The organism is Hymenobacter citatus (assembly GCF_014333615.1).
Classification (GTDB): domain Bacteria; phylum Bacteroidota; class Bacteroidia; order Cytophagales; family Hymenobacteraceae; genus Hymenobacter; species Hymenobacter citatus.
The window spans coordinates 300431-320230 of the sequence record NZ_JACSCY010000001.1; the positions used below are offsets into that span (position 1 = coordinate 300431).

The 19800-nt window shown below is 57.9% G+C and carries 21 protein-coding genes; 7 read left to right on the plus strand and 14 right to left on the minus strand.

Features of this window, described 5'->3' with window-relative positions:
* Positions 1-35: 35 nt before the first annotated feature.
* Entirely contained in the window at positions 36-1304 is a 1269-nt protein-coding gene (locus H8B15_RS01200; RefSeq protein WP_187317825.1) for an aspartate kinase, read from the minus strand.
* A 137-nt stretch (positions 1305-1441) separates the two neighbouring features.
* Here H8B15_RS01200 and fbp point away from each other — a divergent pair, with 137 nt between their 5' ends.
* Complete coding sequence (gene fbp, locus H8B15_RS01205) at positions 1442-2452, plus strand: class 1 fructose-bisphosphatase (protein ID WP_187317826.1); 1011 nt, start codon at positions 1442-1444, stop codon at positions 2450-2452.
* A 117-nt stretch (positions 2453-2569) separates the two neighbouring features.
* On the opposite strand, the gene H8B15_RS01210 is transcribed toward fbp, so the two are convergent.
* From H8B15_RS01210 to yihA, 3 genes are all read right to left on the minus strand, one after another.
* The gene (locus H8B15_RS01210; protein ID WP_187317827.1) at positions 2570-3124 is read right to left on the minus strand and encodes a DUF5606 family protein; all 555 of its coding nucleotides are present in this window, start codon (positions 3122-3124) and stop codon (positions 2570-2572) included.
* An 83-nt stretch (positions 3125-3207) separates the two neighbouring features.
* On the minus strand, positions 3208-3618 hold the full coding sequence (locus H8B15_RS01215) for an energy transducer TonB (protein ID WP_187317828.1): 411 nt from the start codon (positions 3616-3618) through the stop codon (positions 3208-3210).
* A 144-nt stretch (positions 3619-3762) separates the two neighbouring features.
* A complete protein-coding gene (gene yihA / locus H8B15_RS01220; RefSeq protein WP_187317829.1) occupies positions 3763-4380 on the minus strand; it encodes a ribosome biogenesis GTP-binding protein YihA/YsxC in 618 nt (205 codons plus the stop codon).
* A 502-nt stretch (positions 4381-4882) separates the two neighbouring features.
* Here yihA and H8B15_RS01225 point away from each other — a divergent pair.
* The 4 genes from H8B15_RS01225 to H8B15_RS01240 all read left to right on the plus strand — a co-directional run bounded on the left by H8B15_RS01225 (position 4883) and on the right by H8B15_RS01240 (position 9629).
* Positions 4883-7117 carry an OmpA family protein gene (locus H8B15_RS01225; protein WP_187317830.1) on the plus strand — a complete coding sequence of 745 codons (2235 nt, stop codon included), beginning with the start codon at positions 4883-4885 and terminating at the stop codon, positions 7115-7117.
* 159 nt (positions 7118-7276) lie between these two features.
* Positions 7277-8005, plus strand: a complete 729-nt coding sequence (gene ubiE, locus H8B15_RS01230) for a bifunctional demethylmenaquinone methyltransferase/2-methoxy-6-polyprenyl-1,4-benzoquinol methylase UbiE (protein WP_187317831.1) — start codon at positions 7277-7279, stop codon at positions 8003-8005.
* On the plus strand, positions 7954-8784 hold the full coding sequence (gene porT, locus H8B15_RS01235; RefSeq protein ID WP_187317832.1) for a type IX secretion/gliding motility protein PorT/SprT: 831 nt from the start codon (positions 7954-7956) through the stop codon (positions 8782-8784). Before ubiE ends, porT begins: the two co-directional genes overlap by 52 nt.
* A 98-nt stretch (positions 8785-8882) precedes the next feature.
* Positions 8883-9629 (plus strand): SDR family NAD(P)-dependent oxidoreductase, encoded by a 747-nt coding sequence (locus tag H8B15_RS01240; RefSeq protein ID WP_187317833.1) that lies wholly within the window; start codon positions 8883-8885, stop codon positions 9627-9629.
* Positions 9630-9754: 125 nt separating this feature from the next.
* On the opposite strand, the gene H8B15_RS01245 is transcribed toward H8B15_RS01240, so the two are convergent.
* The 6 genes from H8B15_RS01245 to H8B15_RS20850 form a co-directional block, all read right to left on the minus strand.
* Positions 9755-10414, minus strand: a complete 660-nt coding sequence (locus H8B15_RS01245; protein WP_187317834.1) for a serine aminopeptidase domain-containing protein — start codon at positions 10412-10414, stop codon at positions 9755-9757.
* A 10-nt stretch (positions 10415-10424) separates the two neighbouring features.
* Positions 10425-10928 carry a cytidine deaminase gene (gene cdd, locus H8B15_RS01250; RefSeq protein ID WP_187317835.1) on the minus strand — a complete coding sequence of 168 codons (504 nt, stop codon included), beginning with the start codon at positions 10926-10928 and terminating at the stop codon, positions 10425-10427.
* A gap of 257 nt (positions 10929-11185) precedes the next feature.
* The gene (locus H8B15_RS01255) at positions 11186-11923 is read right to left on the minus strand and encodes a LytR/AlgR family response regulator transcription factor (RefSeq protein WP_187317836.1); all 738 of its coding nucleotides are present in this window, start codon (positions 11921-11923) and stop codon (positions 11186-11188) included.
* A 14-nt stretch (positions 11924-11937) separates the two neighbouring features.
* Positions 11938-13098 carry a sensor histidine kinase gene (locus H8B15_RS01260; RefSeq protein ID WP_187317837.1) on the minus strand — a complete coding sequence of 387 codons (1161 nt, stop codon included), beginning with the start codon at positions 13096-13098 and terminating at the stop codon, positions 11938-11940.
* A 4-nt stretch (positions 13099-13102) separates the two neighbouring features.
* A complete protein-coding gene (locus tag H8B15_RS20845) occupies positions 13103-13273 on the minus strand; it encodes a hypothetical protein (protein WP_216859034.1) in 171 nt (56 codons plus the stop codon).
* 36 nt (positions 13274-13309) lie between these two features.
* The gene (locus H8B15_RS20850; RefSeq protein WP_216859035.1) at positions 13310-13678 is read right to left on the minus strand and encodes a DUF7010 family protein; all 369 of its coding nucleotides are present in this window, start codon (positions 13676-13678) and stop codon (positions 13310-13312) included.
* A gap of 95 nt (positions 13679-13773) precedes the next feature.
* Here H8B15_RS20850 and H8B15_RS01270 point away from each other — a divergent pair, with 95 nt between their 5' ends.
* Complete coding sequence (locus H8B15_RS01270; protein WP_187317838.1) at positions 13774-14577, plus strand: NIPSNAP family protein; 804 nt, start codon at positions 13774-13776, stop codon at positions 14575-14577.
* A 129-nt stretch (positions 14578-14706) separates the two neighbouring features.
* Here H8B15_RS01270 and H8B15_RS01275 read toward each other — a convergent pair whose 3' ends face one another.
* On the minus strand, positions 14707-15651 hold the full coding sequence (locus H8B15_RS01275; protein WP_187317839.1) for an alpha/beta fold hydrolase: 945 nt from the start codon (positions 15649-15651) through the stop codon (positions 14707-14709).
* 204 nt (positions 15652-15855) lie between these two features.
* Between H8B15_RS01275 and H8B15_RS01280 the strand changes: the two genes are divergently transcribed.
* Entirely contained in the window at positions 15856-17223 is a 1368-nt protein-coding gene (locus H8B15_RS01280; RefSeq protein ID WP_187317840.1) for a saccharopine dehydrogenase C-terminal domain-containing protein, read from the plus strand.
* Positions 17224-17330: 107 nt separating this feature from the next.
* Here the strand turns inward: H8B15_RS01280 and H8B15_RS01285 are convergent, their stop codons facing one another.
* The 3 genes from H8B15_RS01285 to H8B15_RS01295 all read right to left on the minus strand — a co-directional run bounded on the left by H8B15_RS01285 (position 17331) and on the right by H8B15_RS01295 (position 19788).
* Positions 17331-17741: a DUF6691 family protein gene (locus tag H8B15_RS01285; RefSeq protein ID WP_187317841.1), complete on the minus strand. Its 411-nt coding sequence runs from the start codon at positions 17739-17741 to the stop codon at positions 17331-17333.
* 9 nt (positions 17742-17750) lie between these two features.
* Positions 17751-18311, minus strand: coding sequence for a YeeE/YedE family protein (locus H8B15_RS01290; protein WP_187317842.1), 561 nt, complete (start codon positions 18309-18311; stop codon positions 17751-17753).
* 118 nt (positions 18312-18429) lie between these two features.
* Positions 18430-19788 carry an MBL fold metallo-hydrolase gene (locus H8B15_RS01295; protein ID WP_187317843.1) on the minus strand — a complete coding sequence of 453 codons (1359 nt, stop codon included), beginning with the start codon at positions 19786-19788 and terminating at the stop codon, positions 18430-18432.
* Positions 19789-19800: the final 12 nt, after the last annotated feature.

Below are 19800 nucleotides of genomic sequence, written 5' to 3' on the forward strand. Positions count from 1 at the left end.
ACATTGTTTCGGTCAGCCCGGCCCCACTACCCTGGCTACGCCTTCTCACGGCACACCATCTGAAAGGTTTGTCGAGTGCGCTGCTCCAGCAGTAAGGTGCGGCCTGCCATAAGGCGCTCCAGGCTGTCAGGAGTGTAGTTTTTGATGGTGTATAGTACTAACTCCGTGTTGTAATGCACCGTAAACTGGTCGCGCAGCAAACTCAATAATTGCTCTAGGCGGTAGGTCGAAAAATCGGTGCACACCGAGAAGCTAATGGCCGAATTCTGCATTACATGAATCTTGAGCCGCACCTGCGCCAGCGCCCCAAAAATCACCTCCAGATTTTCCTCCGATATAAACGCGAGGTCCTTTGATTCAAAGGAAATCAAGCACTGACCGGCCTTGCGAATATAAGCCGGCGCCAGTAGCCCGTGCTGGCAGTCGTGCACGCGCGTACCCTCAGCGGTAGGGTCTAAAAACGACTTCACCAGCAACGGAATCCCACGCACAGCCAGCGGCTTAATCGTCTTGGGGTGAATCACCGACGCGCCGTAATACGCCATTTCGATGGTTTCCTGGTAGCTGATTTCCGGGTAGCGCACCGTGTCGGCAAAGAACTTGGGGTCGGCATTCAACAGGCCCGCCACATCTTTCCAGATGGTCACGGACTCGGCCTCCAGGCAATACGCCAGAATAGCAGCCGTATAGTCGGAGCCCTCACGCCCGAGCGTGGTGGTGTGCCCGTCGGCAGTACCGCCCAAAAAACCTTGGGTTACCACTAAGCCCTGGGCCAGCAGCGAAGGTAGGGAAGCTTGTAACTGCTGCTCGGTGGTGGTCCAATCCACACGCGCCTCGCGCCACGTGCTGTCGGTGCGGAGCAGGGGGCGGCAGTCGAGCCACTGGGCCGCCAGCGTGTGGGCTACCAGCCGCGTAGCCAGCAGTTCCCCAAAGCTGACTACCTGGTCATACTGCTGATCGTAATGGGCAGGCGCGAGGGCATTCAGTTGCTGCCGGAGTTGGGCGAAGACTTCATTCAGAATGGGTTGCGCATCTTGGCGGGTAGGCTCAGCCAACTCCCGAGCCGTTTGCAGATGGTAGTCTTCCAGCGCCTGTAAGGCCTCCGCATACGGCTTTCCGGTATAAGCGCGCTGAAAAATGTCTTCCAGCGCGTTGGTGGTTTTGCCCATCGCCGATACTACAATCAGCAGTGGCCCTTGGCTTTGGTGCATCTGCACAATGGCGGCCAGATTGCGAATAGCGGGGGCATCCTTCACGGAAGCACCCCCAAACTTGAAAACCTTCAGGGTGGGTAGTGGCTGCATGGCTCAAAAGTAGCGGCTCCAGAATTGAATTCGCAGATAACAGGCTGCAAATAGGCATTGCTAGGCGAAAACGTGTACTTTTGAGCCTATCGTTTTCTTTCTCTTTTTGCCTGTTTTCTTTCGATTTATCCGCTCTTATGGATCATCACGATAAGCTCGCTTTGCCGGTCGGCACTACCCTCGACCGCTTCATCATGCGCAAGCAGGAAGATTTTCCGTACGCCACCGGCGAGCTGTCGCAGCTGCTACGGGATATTGCATTGGCCGCTAAAATCGTGAACCGAGAAATAAACCGCTCTGGCCTGATTGATATTGCCGGGGCCTACGGCAACCGCAATGTGCAGGGCGAAGACCAGCAGAAACTAGACGTTATTGCCAACGTGCGCTTTATCCGGGCCCTGCGCAACGGTGGTGAGGTGTGCACCATTGTCTCGGAAGAGGAGGAGGGAATGATCCAAACCGGTAATGTAAAAGGGAAATACGTTGTAGCTATCGATCCGCTGGACGGTTCCTCCAACATTGATGTCAATGTGAGCATTGGCACCGTGTTCAGCATCTACCGCCGCATTTCGCCCACTGGCAGCGCCGGCAACGAGCAAGACTGCCTACAACGCGGCACGCATCAGGTAGCGGCAGGCTATGTTATCTACGGTTCCAGCACCATGCTGGTCTACACCACAGGCAATGGCGTTAATGGCTTCACCTACGAAAACTCGCTGGGTGAATTTGTGCTCTCGCACCCTACCATTATGACGCCTGCCACCGGCACCATCTATTCCGTAAATGAGGGCATTGCGCGGCACTACGGTGCTGGAATGGCGGCGGTAGTGGCGTATTTCAAAGAGCAGGAGTTTTCAGCCCGTTACATCGGTTCCCTAGTCGCCGATTTTCACCGTAATCTTCTCAAGGGCGGTATCTATATGTATCCGGCCACCAGTAAGACACCCACAGGCAAGCTGCGTTTGTTATATGAGTGCAACGCATTGGCTTTCATTGTAGAACAGGCAGGTGGTAAGGCTAGCAACGGCCACCAGCGTACACTGGAAATTCAACCGCAAAGCCTGCATGAGCGGTGCCCGTTCTTCGTTGGCTCATCTGAACTAGTGGGCAAAGCAGAAGAACTGCTGGCTGCTGCGGAAGAAAAGTAGACACCTAGCAATTGCCTAATTATTAGGTGCCTACTTAAAACGCATGTTGTTCACGTAAAAGCCCACTCAGGAAATGCCTGAGTGGGCTTTTATATGTGTAGTTGTAGTCGAAGCTGACTACTCAGCTTTCTTTTTACCCTTCTTGGGTGCTTCCGTAGCCGCCTCTGGGTTGGCAGCCGCCGCGTCGTCCGTAGCCGTTGCATCAGCCGAAATCTCACCACCGGTGCTCAGGGGCTCGTCGGTGGCGGGGGTAGCGTCGTCCTCGTCGGTAGCCGGGGCTTGGTACTCCAGGTTTTTGCTCACGATGCCGTACCAGGTCACCAGCTTCTTGATGTCGGACATATACACCCGGTCACGGTCATAGTCTGGAATTACCTGGCCCATGAAGGCTGTCAGGTCGCGGTCATCCGATTTGCTGGTCAACTCCAATTCGGCACCAAACTGCTGATGAATCCGGTCGAATACCTCCGTCAGAGGCACGGTCTGGTCGTAGTCCTGGGTGTAGATGGAAATTTCCTGGAGCAGCGACACTTTGTTGCGGGCCGAAGCGATGGAGCGCGTGCCGCGGCCATCCAGGGCTTCGATAATCACGCCGGTGCGGGTAGGGCTCACGAGGCGGTACAGACCGGGCATCCCGCTAATGGCGGCAATTTCCTTCAGGTCGTAGGGCATAAGAGTAAAGTCGGTTGGTGTAGGAGGCGGCAAAGGTAGCATTCCCGGCGAGTTGGTGCCGGGTAGCCGCTCACAAGATTCGATTAGAGCTTGAAAACGATGGGCAGGCTGGTAAGCACCGCGTAGTCGGGCTTCTTGAATTGTAGGAGCTTGGCTATACGCATGGCCTCGTCGCCAAGACCACCTCCTGCGCCTTTTACCAGCTTAAAGCCGCTGGTAGTGCCGTCGGTATTTAATGTAAAGCTCACAATGCAAGTGCCCTGAATGCGGTTGCGCTTGGCCAGCACCGGGTATTTCATCTCCTTTTCAATAAAGGCATACATAGCCTCCTGCCCACCCTCGTAGTACTCAGCCACCGGAATGGCTTTGGCCACGCCACCAGCCGGAGCCGTTTGGGTGGCAGCAGGTGCGGGGGCAGCAGACTTGGTTTGGGCAACTGCAGAAGTTGCGCCTACCAGTAATCCACAGCTTAGGAGGAAAGCGATTTTTTTCATGGGAATCAAGTAATCGTTTAAACGTAAACGAGTTATTAACTGGTCGTTTCAGTGAATGAGAAGAGCAGGGCGGCTGATGAGCCATCTAAAAAAGCAGACCAAATGGCCGCGTCGCCTACCCCTAACGTCAAGAAAGAAGCCAGATTATGAATTCTCAGGCGTTTCGGCTAGCTGCTGATTGATTTCGCCAATAAAGCCAAGTAGCTCCTCACGCCCTTCTTTCGACTCGGCGGAGGTAACAAAGTGGCGCGGCAGCTCGTCCCAAATCGCGCTCATCTTTTCCAGGTACGCATCAATCAGCTGGCGTGTACGCGTGGCCGACTGCTTGTCAGCCTTGGTGAACACCATGGCAAAGGGAATGCCCTGCGTGCCTAGCATTTCCATAAACTCCAGGTCCACAGCCTGCGGGGGTAGGCGCGAGTCGAGCAGCACAAACAGGCACGTCAGGTTTTCGCGGTTGCGCAGGTAAAAATTGATCATCTTACCCCACTGTGCACGCGCCACCTTGCTCACTTTAGCGTAGCCATAGCCTGGCAAATCGACCAAATACCAGTTTTTGTTGATCAAGAAATGGTTGATCAACTGAGTTTTGCCAGGCGTGGACGATGTTTTGGCCAACGCCTTCTGCCCGGTTAGCATATTAATGAGGGAGGATTTGCCTACGTTGGAGCGCCCAATGAAAGCGTATTCCGGTAGGGTAGGCGGCGGGCAGGCGTCGAGGCGAGTATTGCTGGCCAGAAAGGCAGCATCGTGAATTTGCATAGGCAGCTAAGCGAAATCACAAAGGTACAACGAGACGCTGGTATAGAGCGACAAGAAAAAACTCCGCTATTTCCTTTTGAATAATGTTATAATCCTATATTTGTGCAAAATTTTGGAATATCAGGTATACTTTTTGGAAGGCCAAAATGAACAGACAATGAGTATTACCTTAATAATTTTGAATGAATAGGATAAGAGTAAGGGCGTATTATAAAATTTCTATCTTTGCCCGCAAACGTGCTTGTTGGGGAAGCTCTACAACAGACTGTTACTAACCATTAGTTCCACTTCGTCGTACCAGCGCTACTAAATTATTTGCTTGCCCTTAACCCTGTAGCAGGTTTTAAGTATAAGAGGCAGCCTAATAAAAACTAAGTTTGCAGGGCGAAGCTGCTCTACCAACGAGCTACCGCACCGCTTTATTTCTCAAACATCTCCCCCAATGGACAACGTAGTCAAAAGCTTATTAAAGGCCTCTTGTGCTTTTGCCCTTGCTACTGCCATGGCCCAGCCTGCGCTGGCTCAAGGTACCCGCAAGCAGCTGAAGACCGCTAATAAGTTTTTCGAGCAGGAGAACTATCGGGCTTCTATTCCTTACTATGAGCAGGTGTTGGCGCAGGATCCCAACAATGCACTGGCACTGTTCCGGGCCGGTATTGCCTATATGTCGTTTGATAAGGAAAAGGCCAGCGACTACATCTATAAGGCACAGAAGCTGAAACCACGTGTGTCGCGTGATGTGGAGTATTGGTTGGGCCGTGTGGACCACCTCAACTATAACTTCGACGAAGCTATTGCCCACTTTCAGGCCTACAACACCACCCTGAAAGCCAAGGATACCCGCAAAAAAGAACTGGCCCAGCTGATTCAGCACAGCAAAAATGCCAAGGTGCAGTTCAATACGCCCAAGGATATCTTCGTGAAAAACCTGGGGCCGACCATCAACACCCAATGGTCGGAGCACAGCCCGGTTATTTCGCAGGACGACCAGGTACTGCTGTTCACCTCGCGCTCGGACAACATGAATGAGACGCCGGTAGTAACGGAGAAAAACAAGAGCAAAGTAAAAGACAAAAAGCTGGCCGCCGACGGACAGTACTACGAGAACATCTACGAAGCCAAGCGCATCAACGATGAGGAGTGGGAAAAGCCCCGCTCGCTGAGCACTGTGCTCAACGGCAAGGGCCACGATGCCTCTATTCAGGTATTCGACAACGACACCAAGCTACTGATGTATCGCAACGACGAAGATGGCGACATCTTCTACTCGGAGAAGGTAGGAAGCGACTGGACGGAGGCGAAGAAGCTGAACGGCAACATCAACTCCAAGTCGTACGAGTCGGACGCTTATATCACGCCCGATGGCCAGACGATTTACTTCTCTACCTCGAAGTATTCGGAAGATGGTACGCTGGATATCTACTACTCTACCCGCCAGCCGGGTGGCGACTGGGGACCAGCCAAGTCGATTGGCAGCGCCATTAATACGCCCTACGACGACGATAGCCCCTACCTGAGCCGCGATGGCAAGACATTATACTTCGCTTCGCGCGGCCACAACACCATGGGTGGCTACGACATCTTCAAATCCGAGTGGGATGAGGTAGGTCGTAAGTGGGGTCGGGCCGAGAACATGGGCTACCCCATCAACACGCCCGACGACGATACCTACTATCGTCTCAGCCCCGATGGCAGCTATGCCTACCTCTCCAGCTACCGCATTGGGGGCTACGGCGAGAAGGACATCTATACCATCAACTACATCAAGAACGTGACGATTCGCGGTCAGGTGTTCTCAGCCCGCGACAGCGCCACGGTAATTCCGGGTGTGGAGCTGGTGTTCAGCGGTAAGCAGGCCGATAACACCGCCCTAAGCTACCGCGACGTGACCAAGCCTACTACTGGTGACTACCAAGTAAGCCTGCTGTCGGGCCGTACCTACCAGGTAGCCGTATCGAAAGACGGTAAGAATATTGAAACGCAGGAGTTTGAGGTACCTATCTCTACCAACGACTCTACCACTATTGTGAAGAATTTCTACGTGCCCTACGTAGATACCACGTCGCAAGTGGCCCTGAATAACATCTACTTCGATACCGACAAGTATAACCTGCGGCCGGAGTCGATTACGGAACTGGACAACATCGCCCGCATTCTGAAGGCAAATCCCGGTATCAATATCTCGGTGGAAGGTAACTGCGACTCGCGCAACACCGACGAGTACAACATGGTACTGGGTCAGAACCGCGCCAATGCGGCCTACAACTACCTGAAGAAGCAAGGTGTAGCCGAAACCCGCATGGTAACGGTAAGCTACGGTGAGCGTCGTCCGGCAGCCCCGAACGATTCGCCAGAGAACATGCAGCTGAACCGCCGTACGGAGTTCCGCGTGATTCTGGGCGAGGGTGAAACTATGCCGCGCATGAACGGTGGCGGCACGAGCACTAACTCAGGCGGAGGCGCCATGATGAGCCCCAGCTCACAGCCCCGCACAACCCGGCCCATGAATGCCGCTCCTGGTGGAACCAGCGCCACGCTGGAGCCCGGCAAGAACACAGTGAAGCTCGATGATGGCACCAAAGTGAAGGTGAAAGTAGACGAGGATTCGGACAAGGTGAAAATCAAAACCAAAGGTCCGGAAGGCTCCAAGTCGAAAACGGTTACGCAGAACGGTACCATCGACGCAAAAGCAAAAACTGCTAGCGGCGAGAAAACCAAAGTGAAGACTGACAATTAGTAAGTCATTGTCTGCCAACGACGCGGGCCGGGCATCATGCCCGGCCCGTTTGGTTTACAGACGCCTACTACGGTAGTTGTCAGGCCGCACCCTAACTTTATCCGCGCTGGGGCGTTATGTTTGAGCAATTCAGCGCCTCTTACTTCGTTTCTGCACTATATGTCCGTTGTTCCCTACAAAGACGACGCTGCCGGCAAAAAATCGCAGGTAGCCACCATGTTTAACAGCATTGCTGGCAAGTATGACTTTCTGAACCACTTCCTGAGCGTTGGCACCGATATCTACTGGCGCCGCAAAGCAGTGGGTGAGCTGAAGCAACTGCGCCCGGCCCGCATTTTGGACATTGCCACGGGTACTGCCGACTTTGCCATCGAAACATTGCGCGCTGCCACGCCCGACGCGCACGTAACGGGTGTAGATATTTCGGAAGGCATGTTGGAGGTAGGGCGGCGCAAGCTCCAGGCTAAAGGCCTTACCAATCGTATCAAATTGGAGCTGGGCGACTCCGAAAACCTACCCTTTCCGGACAACCACTTCGATGCCGTAACAGCTTCCTTTGGCGTACGCAACTTCGAGAACCTCAAGCAGGGCCTGACGGAGATGCGGCGGGTGCTGCGGCCTGGCGGTAAGCTTGTGATTCTGGAGTTTTCCAAGCCCACGGCTTTCCCCATGAAGCAGGCGTACAATTTCTATTTTCAGCACATTCTGCCCGTGTTTGGCAAGCTGATTTCCAAGGATCAAGCGGCCTATACCTACCTGCCCGAATCGGTGCAGGCGTTTCCCGACGGTCCTGATTTTCTGGCAATTCTTTCACAGGTTGGATTTACTACCCCCGCATGGCAGCCACTCACTTTCGGCATCAGCTCCATTTATACTGCGCACAAATAGGTCGGGTGGCCGTGGTGGCCGCCCTTGCCGTTGTGGTTCCCTTTGGAGCCCACGCCCAGAAAAAAAGCCTTACTAAAGCTAGCCGCGGCCGGCGTGGTCAAGTGAAATCGGTGACCAGCAACAACCTGCCAGGCTACGACGACCGGTGGTTTCATCCTGGTTTTTATATCGCACCGAATTTCTCTGGCTACCGCATCCAACGCACGCAGACTTACATCGACCGGCGAGGTAGCGGCTTAGGCGTTACGGCAAACACCATCAACAGCCCCGGTTTCTCGGTGGGGTTTGTGGGCGACGCGCGCTTGTTGGAGTTTTTGAGCCTGCGCTTTGCGCCGGGCGTGAGCTTTATGACGCGCCGGGTAGAGTTTAAGCCCTATGGCTATACGCCCGACCCCAATGTGCCAGACATGCCTAGCGAAATCCAGAATCAGGAGGTGGAAACCACGCAAGTGGATTTTCCAATTCTGCTGAAGTTTCATTCGCAGCGGCGGCGTAATACACGTGTGTACATGGTGGGCGGCATCAAGCCGAGCGTGAACGTGGGCAACCGCATCAAAGACCCGGAAAACAACCTGCTGCGCGTCAATAAAACCGACCTTGCCATTGAGTACGGGGTAGGGCTAGACCTGTTTTACCCACTGTTTAAGTTTGCGCCGGAATTGCGCTTCTCGCACGGCCTGCGCAACATTCAGCAGAAAGAAGGCCAGACGGACGTGTACAACAGCAGCCTGCAACGCATGAGCAGCCACACCGTGACGCTGTATCTGAATTTTGAATAGGTTGAATGGTTAGATGGCGGTATGGGTAAATGGTTAGTTTTTAATGACCACCAGCACGACCAACCATTTAACCATGCAGCCATCTACCCACTTATACCATGAAAACTGCTTTAATCACAGGCGCTTCGTCGGGGATTGGTCGGGCTACGGCGGTGGCGCTGGCAGAGGCTGGCTTCCGACTGGTGCTTACGGGGCGTCGGCGCGAGAAGCTAGAGGAACTGGCGCAGCAGCTAGCGCCTGCGCCTACCTACCTGCTCACCTTCGATGTACGCGACCGGGCCGCTACGGAAGCAGCCATTGGCAGCTTACCCGCCGAGTTTCAGGAAATTGATGTGCTACTCAACAACGCCGGCAATGCGCACGGCCTGGCTCCCATTCAGGAAGGTGACCCTGCGGATTGGGACGCCATGCTGGATGGTAACGTGAAAGGGTTGCTCTACGTGACCCGCGCCGTGCTACCCACCATGACGCGCCGCCGGCAAGGCCATATCGTGAACGTAGGTTCTATCGCAGGCAAGGAAGCCTACGCCAACGGCAACGTTTACTGCGCCTCCAAAGCTGCCGTAGACTCGCTCACCAAAGGCATGCGGCTGGACTTACTACCCCATGGCATTCGGGTGGCCGAAGTGAACCCCGGCGCCGTGGAAACGGAGTTTTCGCAGGTGCGCTTCAAAGGCGACCAAGAGCGTGCCGATAAGGTATACCAGGGCTTCGAGCCGTTGCGCGCCGAAGATGTGGCCGATGTTATCCGGTTTATGGTGACGCGCCCGCCGCACGTGAACGTAGCCGAAGTACTGCTGCTGCCTACCGCGCAAGGCGCGGCTACTGCAATTCAGAAAGGGTAGGGAAGTAATGTAAACGTCTGTCATCCTGAGCGCAGCGAAGGACCTTATCATGGTAGAACGAGTCGTTGTGATGTCTGTCGTTCACGCGTGAGAAGGTCCTTCGCTGCGCTCAGGATGACAGACGTTTACATTATTTCCTTAAGCCGCTGCAACACCGCTCTATCCAACTGATGCCTACCCTCGAACCAGATAATTTCGGGGTCCACGCCTAATCCAAGCAGTGCCGCCTGCTGCTGCGCTACGGCTTCGGCAGTTACATACTCATCTTGAGTGCCGCACACCAGCGTGACGGGCACCTGCCGCAGCAGGCGGGCAGCCACGGCCAGGTCCATATCGGGGGGGAAGGCGCCGGCCCACAGCACCAGCCGCGCCGCCCGAAACGGGGCGTGGGCCAGCCACCGGCTGACGGTGGCGGCGCCCTGCGAGAAGCCTAGCACCAGTATCTGCACATCGGGTGAGCACTGGGCTAGAATGGTATCCGACAGCTGATTAAGGTAGGTTACGTAGTCCTCGATTTCGGTGAGGCGGTCTTCGCGCGTCATCCAAGTAGCGCCTACGCGGCCACTCGTGCCCTGAAGGTAGAAACGGGAAAGTCCTTCGGGGGCCAGCACTACCGTGTTTAGATCATCCTCAGCGAGGAAGGCAAAGTGCCGGATGAAGTAGGCCGCCAGCTGTCCGTAGCCGTGGCACACCACCCATACGCGGCGCGTGTTAGGGCCAGGAGTGCCCAGCTGGTAGTAACGCGCCGTGCGTTGGACGTGCAGATGATGTTCCTGTGCAGCCACTGGCAGTGCGTTAAACAATAGAATGCGGGTTGGGCAGGTTGTTGGCCGAAAAGCTGAACGGCAGCAGGTCGCCTACACTGCGGTAGCGGTAGATGGTGCCATCGGGGCCGGGAAGCAGCAGCGGAATGGGATGCTGCTGGCGGTGCTCGTACTCGGTCATCACTTGGCGGCAGGCGCCGCAGGGCCAGGCCAGCGTAAACTCGCCGTGGGCGGGACGGGCGGCTACGGCCATGCCCACAATACGCTGGGCCGGCTGGCTGGCCGCCCAGCCAAACAGGGCCGTGCGCTCGGCACACAGACCCGAAGGGTAGGCCGCATTCTCCTGGTTATTACCCCGAAATATACTCCCATCTTCCAGCAGCAGTGCCGCACCCACGTGAAAATGCGAGTAGGGCGCGTAGGCGTGGTCGGTGGCGGCGCGGGCAGCCTGCCACATGGTGGCTTCGGCAGGCGTCAGTTCCGCTTCCGATGCTAGTACGTCGACGGTGATGGTGAGATGCAGGGGGTGAGCCATCGGCAGGGCAATAGAAGTGACGGCGCCGAAGTGCGGCCCCGGTTGTGAGGAGGGGCGGCGAAAATACAATTATCTGCCGATAAATTGGTTTGGACTTGTTGGATGGTCATGCTGAGCGGAGCCAGAGGCGGAGGCGAAGCATCTCGCCTGCTCCTGGGAATTTCAGCTTCTAGAATCACTACCCCACATCAGCACGCGAGATGCTTCGCCTCCGCCTCTGGCTCCGCTCAGCATGACGTTCTGGTTGAAAAAACCCTCTATAAACTCATTAGCTCCCGGAAACGGGCCGACTGCTGGCGCGATACTTCCACCTCCGGTCCTTCGCGCAGCTGGATTTTAAGGGTATTGCTGAACCAGGGTTCGATGCCAGCAATCCACTTTAGGTTGATAATCTGCTGCCGGTTTACCCGGAAAAATACCCGCGGGTCGAGGCGCTGCTCCAAGTACTGCAAGGTGCGCGGGATGAGGGGATGCTGCTGATCGAAGTAGATTTGGGTGTAGCTGCCGTTGATTTCAAACAGGCGGATATCAGCCAGGCGGACGAACCAGCACCGCTCACCGTCTTTCACAAACACCTGGTCGTGCTCGGCGAGCAGGGTAGGAGCCGGCTCGAGCGTTGGGATAAGCGGCGTTTCGTTGGGAGGCGTGAGGGCGGTGCGGGCTTTGGCCAGCGCCGCGGCGAGGCGGTGTTCCTGCACGGGCTTCAGCAGGTAGTCCAATGCATTCACCTCAAAGGCACGCAGGGCGTACTCATCATAGGCGGTGGTGAAGATGACGTGCGGCGCCGTGTCCAGCGAGGCCAGCAGATCGAAGCCAGTTTCGCCGGGCATGTGAATATCGAGCAGCAGCACATCGGGGCGGAGCGTGGGTAGGAGCTGGCGGGCTTCGGTGGCGTGGCGGGCTTCGCCTACTACCCGCACCTCGGGATGAGCTTGCAACAGGTGGCGCAGTTCCTGGCGTGCCAGGCGCGAATCATCAACTAACAGAATATTCATAGCGCAAAAACTAGCTAGACACTGGCTGCCGAAACAGGTGTAGAGAGGGAGGGTAGGGCGGCAGCTACGGGCAGCTGCACGTGGGCCAATACCTGGTTAGGCGCGTTTGGGTCGTTGGTGAGCGTGAGTGTAGCGGCGGGGCCGAAGAGCAGCGCGAGCCGCTCGCGGGCATTGCGCAGCCCAATACCCGTGTGGTCCGGCGTGGGCGGTTGGTAGCGACCGGTGTTACGGACTACCACGTGCAGCTGTGCGCCATCGGTCGCCAATTGGGCCGAAACAGCGACGGTGCCACCTTTGGGCCGGGGCGCAATGCCGTGCTTAATGGCGTTTTCGACCAGCAATTGCAGGGTCATGGGCGGTACGGGCACGGCCAGGGTAGCGGGGTCGATGTCGAGCGTGTAGGTCAGGCGTTCTTCCAGCTGCATGGCTTCCAGCTGAAGGTAATGCTCCACAATTTCCAGCTCGCGGGCTAGTGGTACTTGCTCGGTGCCGTTGAGCTGGATGGAGTAGCGCAGCAGGTCGGAGAGGTGCGTCATCATGGCGCGGGCGCGGGCGGGGTCTTCCATCACCAAGGCTCGGATGTTATTCAGGCCATTGAACAGGAAGTGCGGGTTGATCTGGGCTTTTAGGGTACTCATTTCGGCCTCCCGCACGGCCGCGTGCAGCTTCCATTTGTCTACTTCGGCCTGCCGGTAACGGTCGAGGTAGTGCAGACCGAAATAGCAGGCCGTCCAAAGCCAAAGCACAAAGTAAGTTTGCAGGATGTAGCCCACAAACTGAGGGCCGCCCGATGGGGCTCCCAGGCTGGCGGGTGGCCGAATCAGGAAGGCGATGATAGCGCCCAACACCAACTGGCTCAGCACGGCCACCACCCCATTGACGACCAGCAGCCGCCACAGCAGCGCCCCAAAGGCCAACTGCTTCCAGTGGTACCGTTTCACCCAGGCCCGCACGCCGTGGCTGGCAAAGAGCAGCACCACGGCCATAGCCAGCTGAATGGCCAGTATATGCCAACCAATGACCACGCGCATCGCAAATAGCCGAATCAGCAACAAGCCGAGGCCCGCGTAGAGCAGCCAGCCCACCACTTGCAACCCCCAATACCAGCGGCGGCGGTGGGTAGGAACCGGTACAACGGGCGCAGGGGTAGGGCTACGGAAAAACAAAGAAGTCATGCAATCAAGCCGATAGCGCCGCGGGCTGCCGGATAGCCCGCCAGCGGTATTCTAGGATTAGTATCGTTGCAACATACAGCCCCACAATGAGAAAAGGAATAACCACAAACCGCTGGGCTGGAAACGCGTACCAAGCCGCCAGCACCAGCACCGTGCGCGCCACGGCATGAAACACGCCTACCCAGTGCCGGATAATTCAGGACAGCGGCAGTCACATCAGTCCCGTGAGGATGCCCACGGTAAGGGGTAGCGACGTATAATCGGCCTGGAAAAAGGGAATAGCAATGGCATACACCAGCAGCGACATGGCCATGGCACTGAAAAACAGGGTGTCGAACTCGTTTTTAGGGTTGGTGCGGTTCAGGAAATGCTCGCCTGTGAACCGTGAAAAAAACATCCCTAGGTATACAATGCTGCCGGTGCTGAGAAAGAGCACCCACACCAGCTGCGTGGGCGACAGCGTGAGTCCGGCCACGCCCACCACAGCCCAGGCCAAGGTGCCCGCCAGCGGCATGGCCAGCAGGCGCCGGGCGGCAAACTGCGCCCGTTGCTGTTCTAAGGAGGAGCTAGGAGTTGTCATGGTAAAAAAGGATGGTAGGAAGTGAAAGCGCCGGTAACGGGCCGTTGCTGAATTTGCGGTATGTTTAGGGAATCAATGTACCCTGATTTGTTTCTATGAAAGCTTCTTCCCCTCCACGTTTCCGCACCACACTCTACCCATTGCTGCTCCTGGCCACTATGCTACTGGGCGCCACAGCCACGCGCGCTGCCGGCCGCGAGTACTATCAAGTGCAAGTCTACCATCTGCGCAATCAGCAGCAACAGCAGCAGGTAGAGGCCTTTCTAAAAGACGCCTACCTGCCGGCGTTGCACAAGCTAGGCGTGCCGAAAGTGGGTGTGTTTGAGCCGGTTGGCAACGACACGGCCGCCGACCGGCGCCTGTTGGTGCTGGTGCCCTACCAGTCCTTGCAGCAGTGGCAGCGCGTAACGGCACAATTAGAAGACCCGAAAGTATACGGCGCCGCCGGCCAGCAGTATTGGGCGTCAGCCCACGACCAGGCGCCTTATACTCGCCTGGAAACCATTCTACTAGAGTCGTTTGCCGATCAACTCAAGCTCCAGACGCCACCCCTCACCGGCCCGCGGCCGGAGCGTATCTACGAGCTGCGCAGCTACGAAAGCGCTACCCAGGCCCAGCACCTCAACAAAGTGCAGATGTTTGTGCAGGGCGACGAGGTAGGCCTGTTCAAGCGTCTGGGCTTCAACGCCGTGTTCTATGGCCGGGTGCTGGCTGGCAGCCACATGCCCAACCTGATGTACATGACCACCTTCGACAACAAAGCCGCCCGCGACGCCCATTGGAAGCAGTTCGGGGAGTCGGCTGACTGGAAGAAGCTCTCGGCCCGGCCCGAATACCAAAACAACGTGTCGCATATTGATATGCAATTCCTGCACCCAGTGGCGTATTCTGATTTTTAGATAGTTGCAGTAGGGCTGGGAGTGAGGTCGTCATGCTGAGTGGAGTCGAAGCATCTCGCGTGCTGACACTAGGTTACTATCTACCGTCAGAACGCGAGATGCTTCGACTCCGCTCAGCATGACGGTTTTCTATTTCTTAGCCACTGCGTGCTGCTTCAAAAAAGCGTCCGACTGCGCCAGGAACCACTGCGTGTCGTCCCACATCAGAAAGTGCTTGCCGGCTTCCGACATCTCAATTTGGTGCTGGGGCAGCTTGGCGTACTGCTGCTCGAAAATAGCGCGGGTGCTTTCCTTGGTTGAGCCGTAGGCCTTGTAGGCGGCCCAGGCACCTAGTACCAGCACCGGCTGTTGAATACGAGCCACGTCGGGGCGCAGGTCGGTGGTGTACATATCGTACATGGCCTGGCCCACGGTGGCGGGGTCGGAGGCTACGCTCCAGGCGGTGGCCTGCCGGATGCGAGCCGTATCGGTCATCAGGCTGGCCGAGTTCTGGCGGGCGGTGGCGGCATCTATGTGGCCGCGGCTCACCTGCTGCCGCACGCCCTCGGCCATGGGCTTGGCGGCTTCGGCGGTCAGCATAGGGTTTTGCACCGCCGACAGGAAAGGTAGGGAGTCCACAATCACCAGCGGCCCCACGGCGTCGGGCTGGGTGGCGCTCATCCAGAGGGCCATAAAGCCACCTAGGCTGTGCCCTACCACTACAGGTTTATTAAGCTTCTGAGTTTTGACGTAGGTCAGGAGCTGGTCGCGCACGTTTTGGAGCAGGTGCTCGGTGCTGGCCGGGGCCGGCGTGCCGCCGAATCCATTGATGGAAATGATGTGGCACTGATACTGCTTTTGGTAGTGTGCCACCGTCTCGTCCCACACCGCGCCGGGACAGGTCAGGCCCGGAATCAGCAGCATAGGTTGGCCTTTGCCCACCACGCGCACCGTGAAGTTGGGGTGCGCGGCGGCCGGGCTATCGGCTACCAGAAGGGTAGGAGCCGAGGCGGTGGAAGCGGGAGCGGCCGTGAGAAGCGTAGCGCCGGTCAGCAAAGCGGCGCAAAAGGGACGGAGGTAGGCAGTGAGGTTCATGGTAGCAGGAGTAGGGGAGGCTTGTGGTGCGATTGATGCCTCAAACCTAGCTCAGCTATCCGCGGAAGAAAATCGTTTTTCAGCGAACGGTACCGCAACCGGCTGAACTGCGCTAGGGGTAGGGCGAACGGTAGGCTGCCCATCGAGTACGCCAACGGAATTTCCCGGAGTTGTTAGCTTTGATGACACGCCTACCTTTCCGCCATGATCCACCCCACCCGCCTGCTGCTGCTCGGTGCCGGCCGCTCGGCTTCCGCGCTCATTGCCTACCTGCTACGCCACGCGCCCGCGGAGAACTGGCAGCTCACCATTGCCGACCTCGACCCCACGCCCCTGGCGCCCGTACTGGCCGCGCACGCCGCCTACGCCCGCGCCGTGCCCTTTTCCACCGACGATACCGCCCGCCTCGACGAGCTGGTGCAAGCGCACGACGTCGTTATTTCGATGCTGCCCGCGTTTCTGCACCCCGTAGTAGCGCGGGCATGCGTGCGCCACCGCCGCCACCTGGCCACGGCCAGCTACGCCACGCCCGAGCTGCGCGCCCTGGATGCCGAGGCCCGCGCCGCGGGCGTCACGCTGCTCATGGAGTGCGGCCTCGACCCTGGCCTGGACCATATGTCGGCCATGCGGGCTATCCACGCCATTCGGGCGCGGGGTGGTCGGCTCACCAGCTTCAAATCCTACTGCGGCGGCCTGCTGGCTCCCGATTCGGAGGGCGACAACCCCTGGCGCTACAAGTTCACCTGGAACCCGCGCAACGTGGTGCTGGCCGGCCAGAGCACGGCGCAGTACCTGGAAGATGGCCGCCCGCGGCTGGTGCCCTACCACCAGCTATTTGCCCGCGCCGAGCCCCTCAGCGTACCCGACTACGGCGACTTCGAGGGCTACCCCAACCGCGACTCGCTTAGCTACCGTCCCCTCTACGGCCTCGATGGCATCCCGACCATGCTGCGCGGCACCCTGCGCCGCCCCGGCTATTGCGCCGCCTGGCACGCCCTCGTCCAGCTGGGCCTCACCGACGACTCGGTGCGCCTGGACAACGCCGCCAGCCTGCCGTGGAGCGAGTTGGTAGCCGGCTGTCTGCCGCGGCTACCAACACCGCACTGGTCGCCTGTGGGGTGGGTGTCGGACTACCTAAAGCTCGCACCCAATAGCCCCGAAATGCAGCTGCTGACGTGGCTGGGCATCTTCTCGCTGGAACCGGTAGGCCTCGCCAACGCCACGCCGGCCCAGCTGCTGGAACACCTATTGCTGCGCAAATGGGCGCTCCAGCCGCAAGACCGCGACATGGTGGTGATGCAGCATCAGTTTGAATATGAACTAGCAGGATTGGTGTATGCGAACACCGCCTCGTTGGTGGTGCTAGGTGATGACGCCACGCACACCGCCATGGCCAAGACGGTAGGGCTACCGCTGGGCATGGCTGTGCGGCGGCTGGCCGGCGGGCATGTGGCCTCATACGGCATCGTGCTTCCCATCCAGGCCGATATCTACGAGCCGATTTTGCACGAGCTGGTAGCGGAATACGATATCCGGTTTATAGAGGGGGAGGAAAGGTGTCTGATGGCATAGGGTATATTTCGCCTGGGGACAAAGGCTCGTCTACTGCCTGTCAACTTTCTTCCTCCACCATGATAGGTAAGAAGGCGGTAGTGGGTAGGGCGGGCCGAGGAGACGCACTAATGCGGGAGCTTGTCGCGCAGGGCGCTGTAGGTCCAGGTGCCGGCCAGCGCGGCCAGCAGCAGCACGGTCGCGCCGGCCACGCCGCTACCCAGCTGGGCAAAGATGGGGCCGGGGCAAGCACCCGTCAGGGCCCAGCCCAACCCGAAAATGAGGCCCCCAATCCAGGTGCCGTGCGTGTATTTCTTATCAGTCAGACTGATTTCTTCTCCGTTGATGGTCTTCAGGCGGTTGCGCTTGATGAGCTGGATAGACACCATACCCACCAGAATAGCCGAGCCGATAACCCCGTACATGTGGAAGCTCTGGAAGCGGAACATTTCCTGAATGCGCCACCAACTCACTACCTCGCTTTTCGTGAGAATCACGCCAAATAACACGCCCAGGACCAGGTATTTCAGGTTTTTCATGTGCAGATGTTAAAACAGCAGTGGATAAATAACCCACGTCATCAGCAGCCCCCCCACAAAGAAGCCGATAACGGCTACTAGCGACACCCACTGCAAATTGGACAGCCCCGAAATGGCGTGGCCCGATGTACAGCCCCCGGCGTAGCGCGTGCCGAAGCCCACCAGAAAGCCGCCCAGCACCAGAAACACCCAGCCTTTCCAATTCAACAGGTTTTCGAGGGCGAAAAGCTCACGGGGCAGCAGGCCCGTGAAGTCGGTCAGGTGCAGTTGGGCTTGCAGGTCGCGCACGGTTTCGGCCGAAATGGCAATGGTATCGGGGTGGCCCAGCACCCGATAGCCCAGAAAGCCACCGATGGTAATACCAAGCACGAAAAACAGATTCCACCGCTCGGCGCGCCAGTTGTAGTTCAGGAAGGGAATGCCGGCGGGCACGCAGGCCGCGCACATGTGGCGCAGCGAGGAGCTGATGCCCAGGGCTTTATTGCCAACGAGCAGGAGCGCCGGTACGGTCAGCCCAATGAGTGGACCGGCCACGTACCAGGGCCAGGGTTGGCGAAGAAAATCAAGCATGAAGGTGATGATGTGCTGAAGAAGATGTTTAGAAAGTCGGTTTAATGCAGAAAGGTTGTCATGATTCGACAAGTGGACGCCAGATGAAGCATGACCGGGCGCTATTCGGAAACTAATCCTAATGACTAGCCAGAGCCACCTGAAAGGATTTTACGGCCTCTCCCAAATCGAAGACGGCAGTGCCGAGTAGGGCCGGCGCCACGATGCTGGCCCCAATGGCCGAGCGATACCCGCCCGCGCAGTGCACCACCACGGGCTTATCCTGAGGGATTTCGCCTACCCGCTCCCGCAGCTCGGGCAGCGGGATGTTGAGTGCCTCCGCAAACAACGGCTCGGCCCGCGCTTCGGAAGCAGCGCGGATATCAACAATTGTATACGCCTCCGGGTGCTGGCGGAACTGCTCTACATCTAGCGGCGGCAGCGAAGCTTTTGCCGTAACGGGCCTACCCACCAGCGCCCCTTGCAGCAGGGTTTCGTAGCCGATTTTGGCGGTTTTATGCAGGAGGTCCTCCCGGCTGGCCTCATCGGCGGCCATCAGGTAAAACGCCTCTTCTGGCCCCACAATAGAGCCCAGCCAAGTCTCAAATTTGCCGCCCTGCTGGATGTTGAAGGCGCCGGCAATGTGCGCCGTTTTGAACGCGGCTTCGGGGCGGGCATCTACGACCAGCACGCCCGGTTGCAGCGGGGCGTCGGCTGCCAGGCGGGCTACCTGCTGCACGCTTGGGGCGTAGGCGGGGGCTCCAGATTTATTCAGGGCCACATCGTAGCCGAAATATTTGGGAATGAAGGGCTGATCGGCAAGCAGTTCTTCTACAAATTCATCTTCACTCAGGGCGCGCAGCATGGGGTTGCTGCGCTTCTCGTCGGCTATGGTACTGCTGCTGGCTCCGCTCAGGGCCTTACCGCAGAGCGAGCCCGCGCCGTGGGCCGGATACACCAGCACCTCATCGGCCAGGGGCATGAGCTTGTGGCGGAGCGAGTGGTGCAGCTGCCGGGCCAGGGCCTCGCGCTTGGCCGTCAGGTGACCGGCCTGTTCGCGCAGGTCGGGGCGGCCCACGTCGCCGATAAACAGGGTGTCGCCGGTGAATACGGCTTGGTCCTGGCCCTCGCGGCTGAGCACCACGCTGATGGAGTCGGGCGAGTGGCCGGGCGTGTTGAGGGCGTGGAAGGTGAGCTTGCCCACGGTGAAAGCGTCGCCCTCGTCGAAGGCTGCGTGCGTATACTCGGCCCCCAACAGCCGGCTCACGCGAATGACGGCGCCGGTGTGCCGGGCAATTTCCAGGTGCGAGGAGACAAAATCGGCGTGCGGATGGGTTTCGATGATGCTCACGATGGTGGCGTCGTGGGCCTGCGCATAGTCGTAGTAAGGCTGCGGATTGCGGGCCGGGTCAATCAGCACTATTTCGCGGGCGCACTCGCTCAGGACGGCGTAGGAAAAATGCGCCAGGCCTTTGTCTTCAAATTGTTCGATTTTCATGGGGTAGGTCGA

What these genes read in the sequence shown, in the direction of transcription:
- H8B15_RS01255 (WP_187317836.1), bottom strand. Translation starts at nt 11,923, where the DNA reads ATGAATATTCTGTTAGTTGATGATTCGCGCCTGGCACGCCAGGAACTG.
- H8B15_RS01275 (WP_187317839.1), bottom strand. Translation starts at nt 15,651, where the DNA reads ATGAACCTCACTGCCTACCTCCGTCCCTTTTGCGCCGCTTTGCTGACC.
- ubiE (WP_187317831.1), top strand. Translation starts at nt 7,277, where the DNA reads ATGTCCGTTGTTCCCTACAAAGACGACGCTGCCGGCAAAAAATCGCAG.
- cdd (WP_187317835.1), bottom strand. Translation starts at nt 10,928, where the DNA reads ATGGCTCACCCCCTGCATCTCACCATCACCGTCGACGTACTAGCATCG.
- H8B15_RS01260 (WP_187317837.1), bottom strand. Translation starts at nt 13,098, where the DNA reads ATGACTTCTTTGTTTTTCCGTAGCCCTACCCCTGCGCCCGTTGTACCG.
- H8B15_RS01280 (WP_187317840.1), top strand. Translation starts at nt 15,856, where the DNA reads ATGATCCACCCCACCCGCCTGCTGCTGCTCGGTGCCGGCCGCTCGGCT.
- H8B15_RS01285 (WP_187317841.1), bottom strand. Translation starts at nt 17,741, where the DNA reads ATGAAAAACCTGAAATACCTGGTCCTGGGCGTGTTATTTGGCGTGATT.
- H8B15_RS01225 (WP_187317830.1), top strand. Translation starts at nt 4,883, where the DNA reads ATGGCCCAGCCTGCGCTGGCTCAAGGTACCCGCAAGCAGCTGAAGACC.
- porT (WP_187317832.1), top strand. Translation starts at nt 7,954, where the DNA reads ATGGCAGCCACTCACTTTCGGCATCAGCTCCATTTATACTGCGCACAA.
- fbp (WP_187317826.1), top strand. Translation starts at nt 1,442, where the DNA reads ATGGATCATCACGATAAGCTCGCTTTGCCGGTCGGCACTACCCTCGAC.
- H8B15_RS01240 (WP_187317833.1), top strand. Translation starts at nt 8,883, where the DNA reads ATGAAAACTGCTTTAATCACAGGCGCTTCGTCGGGGATTGGTCGGGCT.
- H8B15_RS01200 (WP_187317825.1), bottom strand. Translation starts at nt 1,304, where the DNA reads ATGCAGCCACTACCCACCCTGAAGGTTTTCAAGTTTGGGGGTGCTTCC.
- H8B15_RS01215 (WP_187317828.1), bottom strand. Translation starts at nt 3,618, where the DNA reads ATGAAAAAAATCGCTTTCCTCCTAAGCTGTGGATTACTGGTAGGCGCA.
- H8B15_RS01295 (WP_187317843.1), bottom strand. Translation starts at nt 19,788, where the DNA reads ATGAAAATCGAACAATTTGAAGACAAAGGCCTGGCGCATTTTTCCTAC.
- H8B15_RS01270 (WP_187317838.1), top strand. Translation starts at nt 13,774, where the DNA reads ATGAAAGCTTCTTCCCCTCCACGTTTCCGCACCACACTCTACCCATTG.
- H8B15_RS01210 (WP_187317827.1), bottom strand. Translation starts at nt 3,124, where the DNA reads ATGCCCTACGACCTGAAGGAAATTGCCGCCATTAGCGGGATGCCCGGT.
- yihA (WP_187317829.1), bottom strand. Translation starts at nt 4,380, where the DNA reads ATGCAAATTCACGATGCTGCCTTTCTGGCCAGCAATACTCGCCTCGAC.
- H8B15_RS20850 (WP_216859035.1), bottom strand. Translation starts at nt 13,678, where the DNA reads ATGACAACTCCTAGCTCCTCCTTAGAACAGCAACGGGCGCAGTTTGCC.
- H8B15_RS01290 (WP_187317842.1), bottom strand. Translation starts at nt 18,311, where the DNA reads ATGCTTGATTTTCTTCGCCAACCCTGGCCCTGGTACGTGGCCGGTCCA.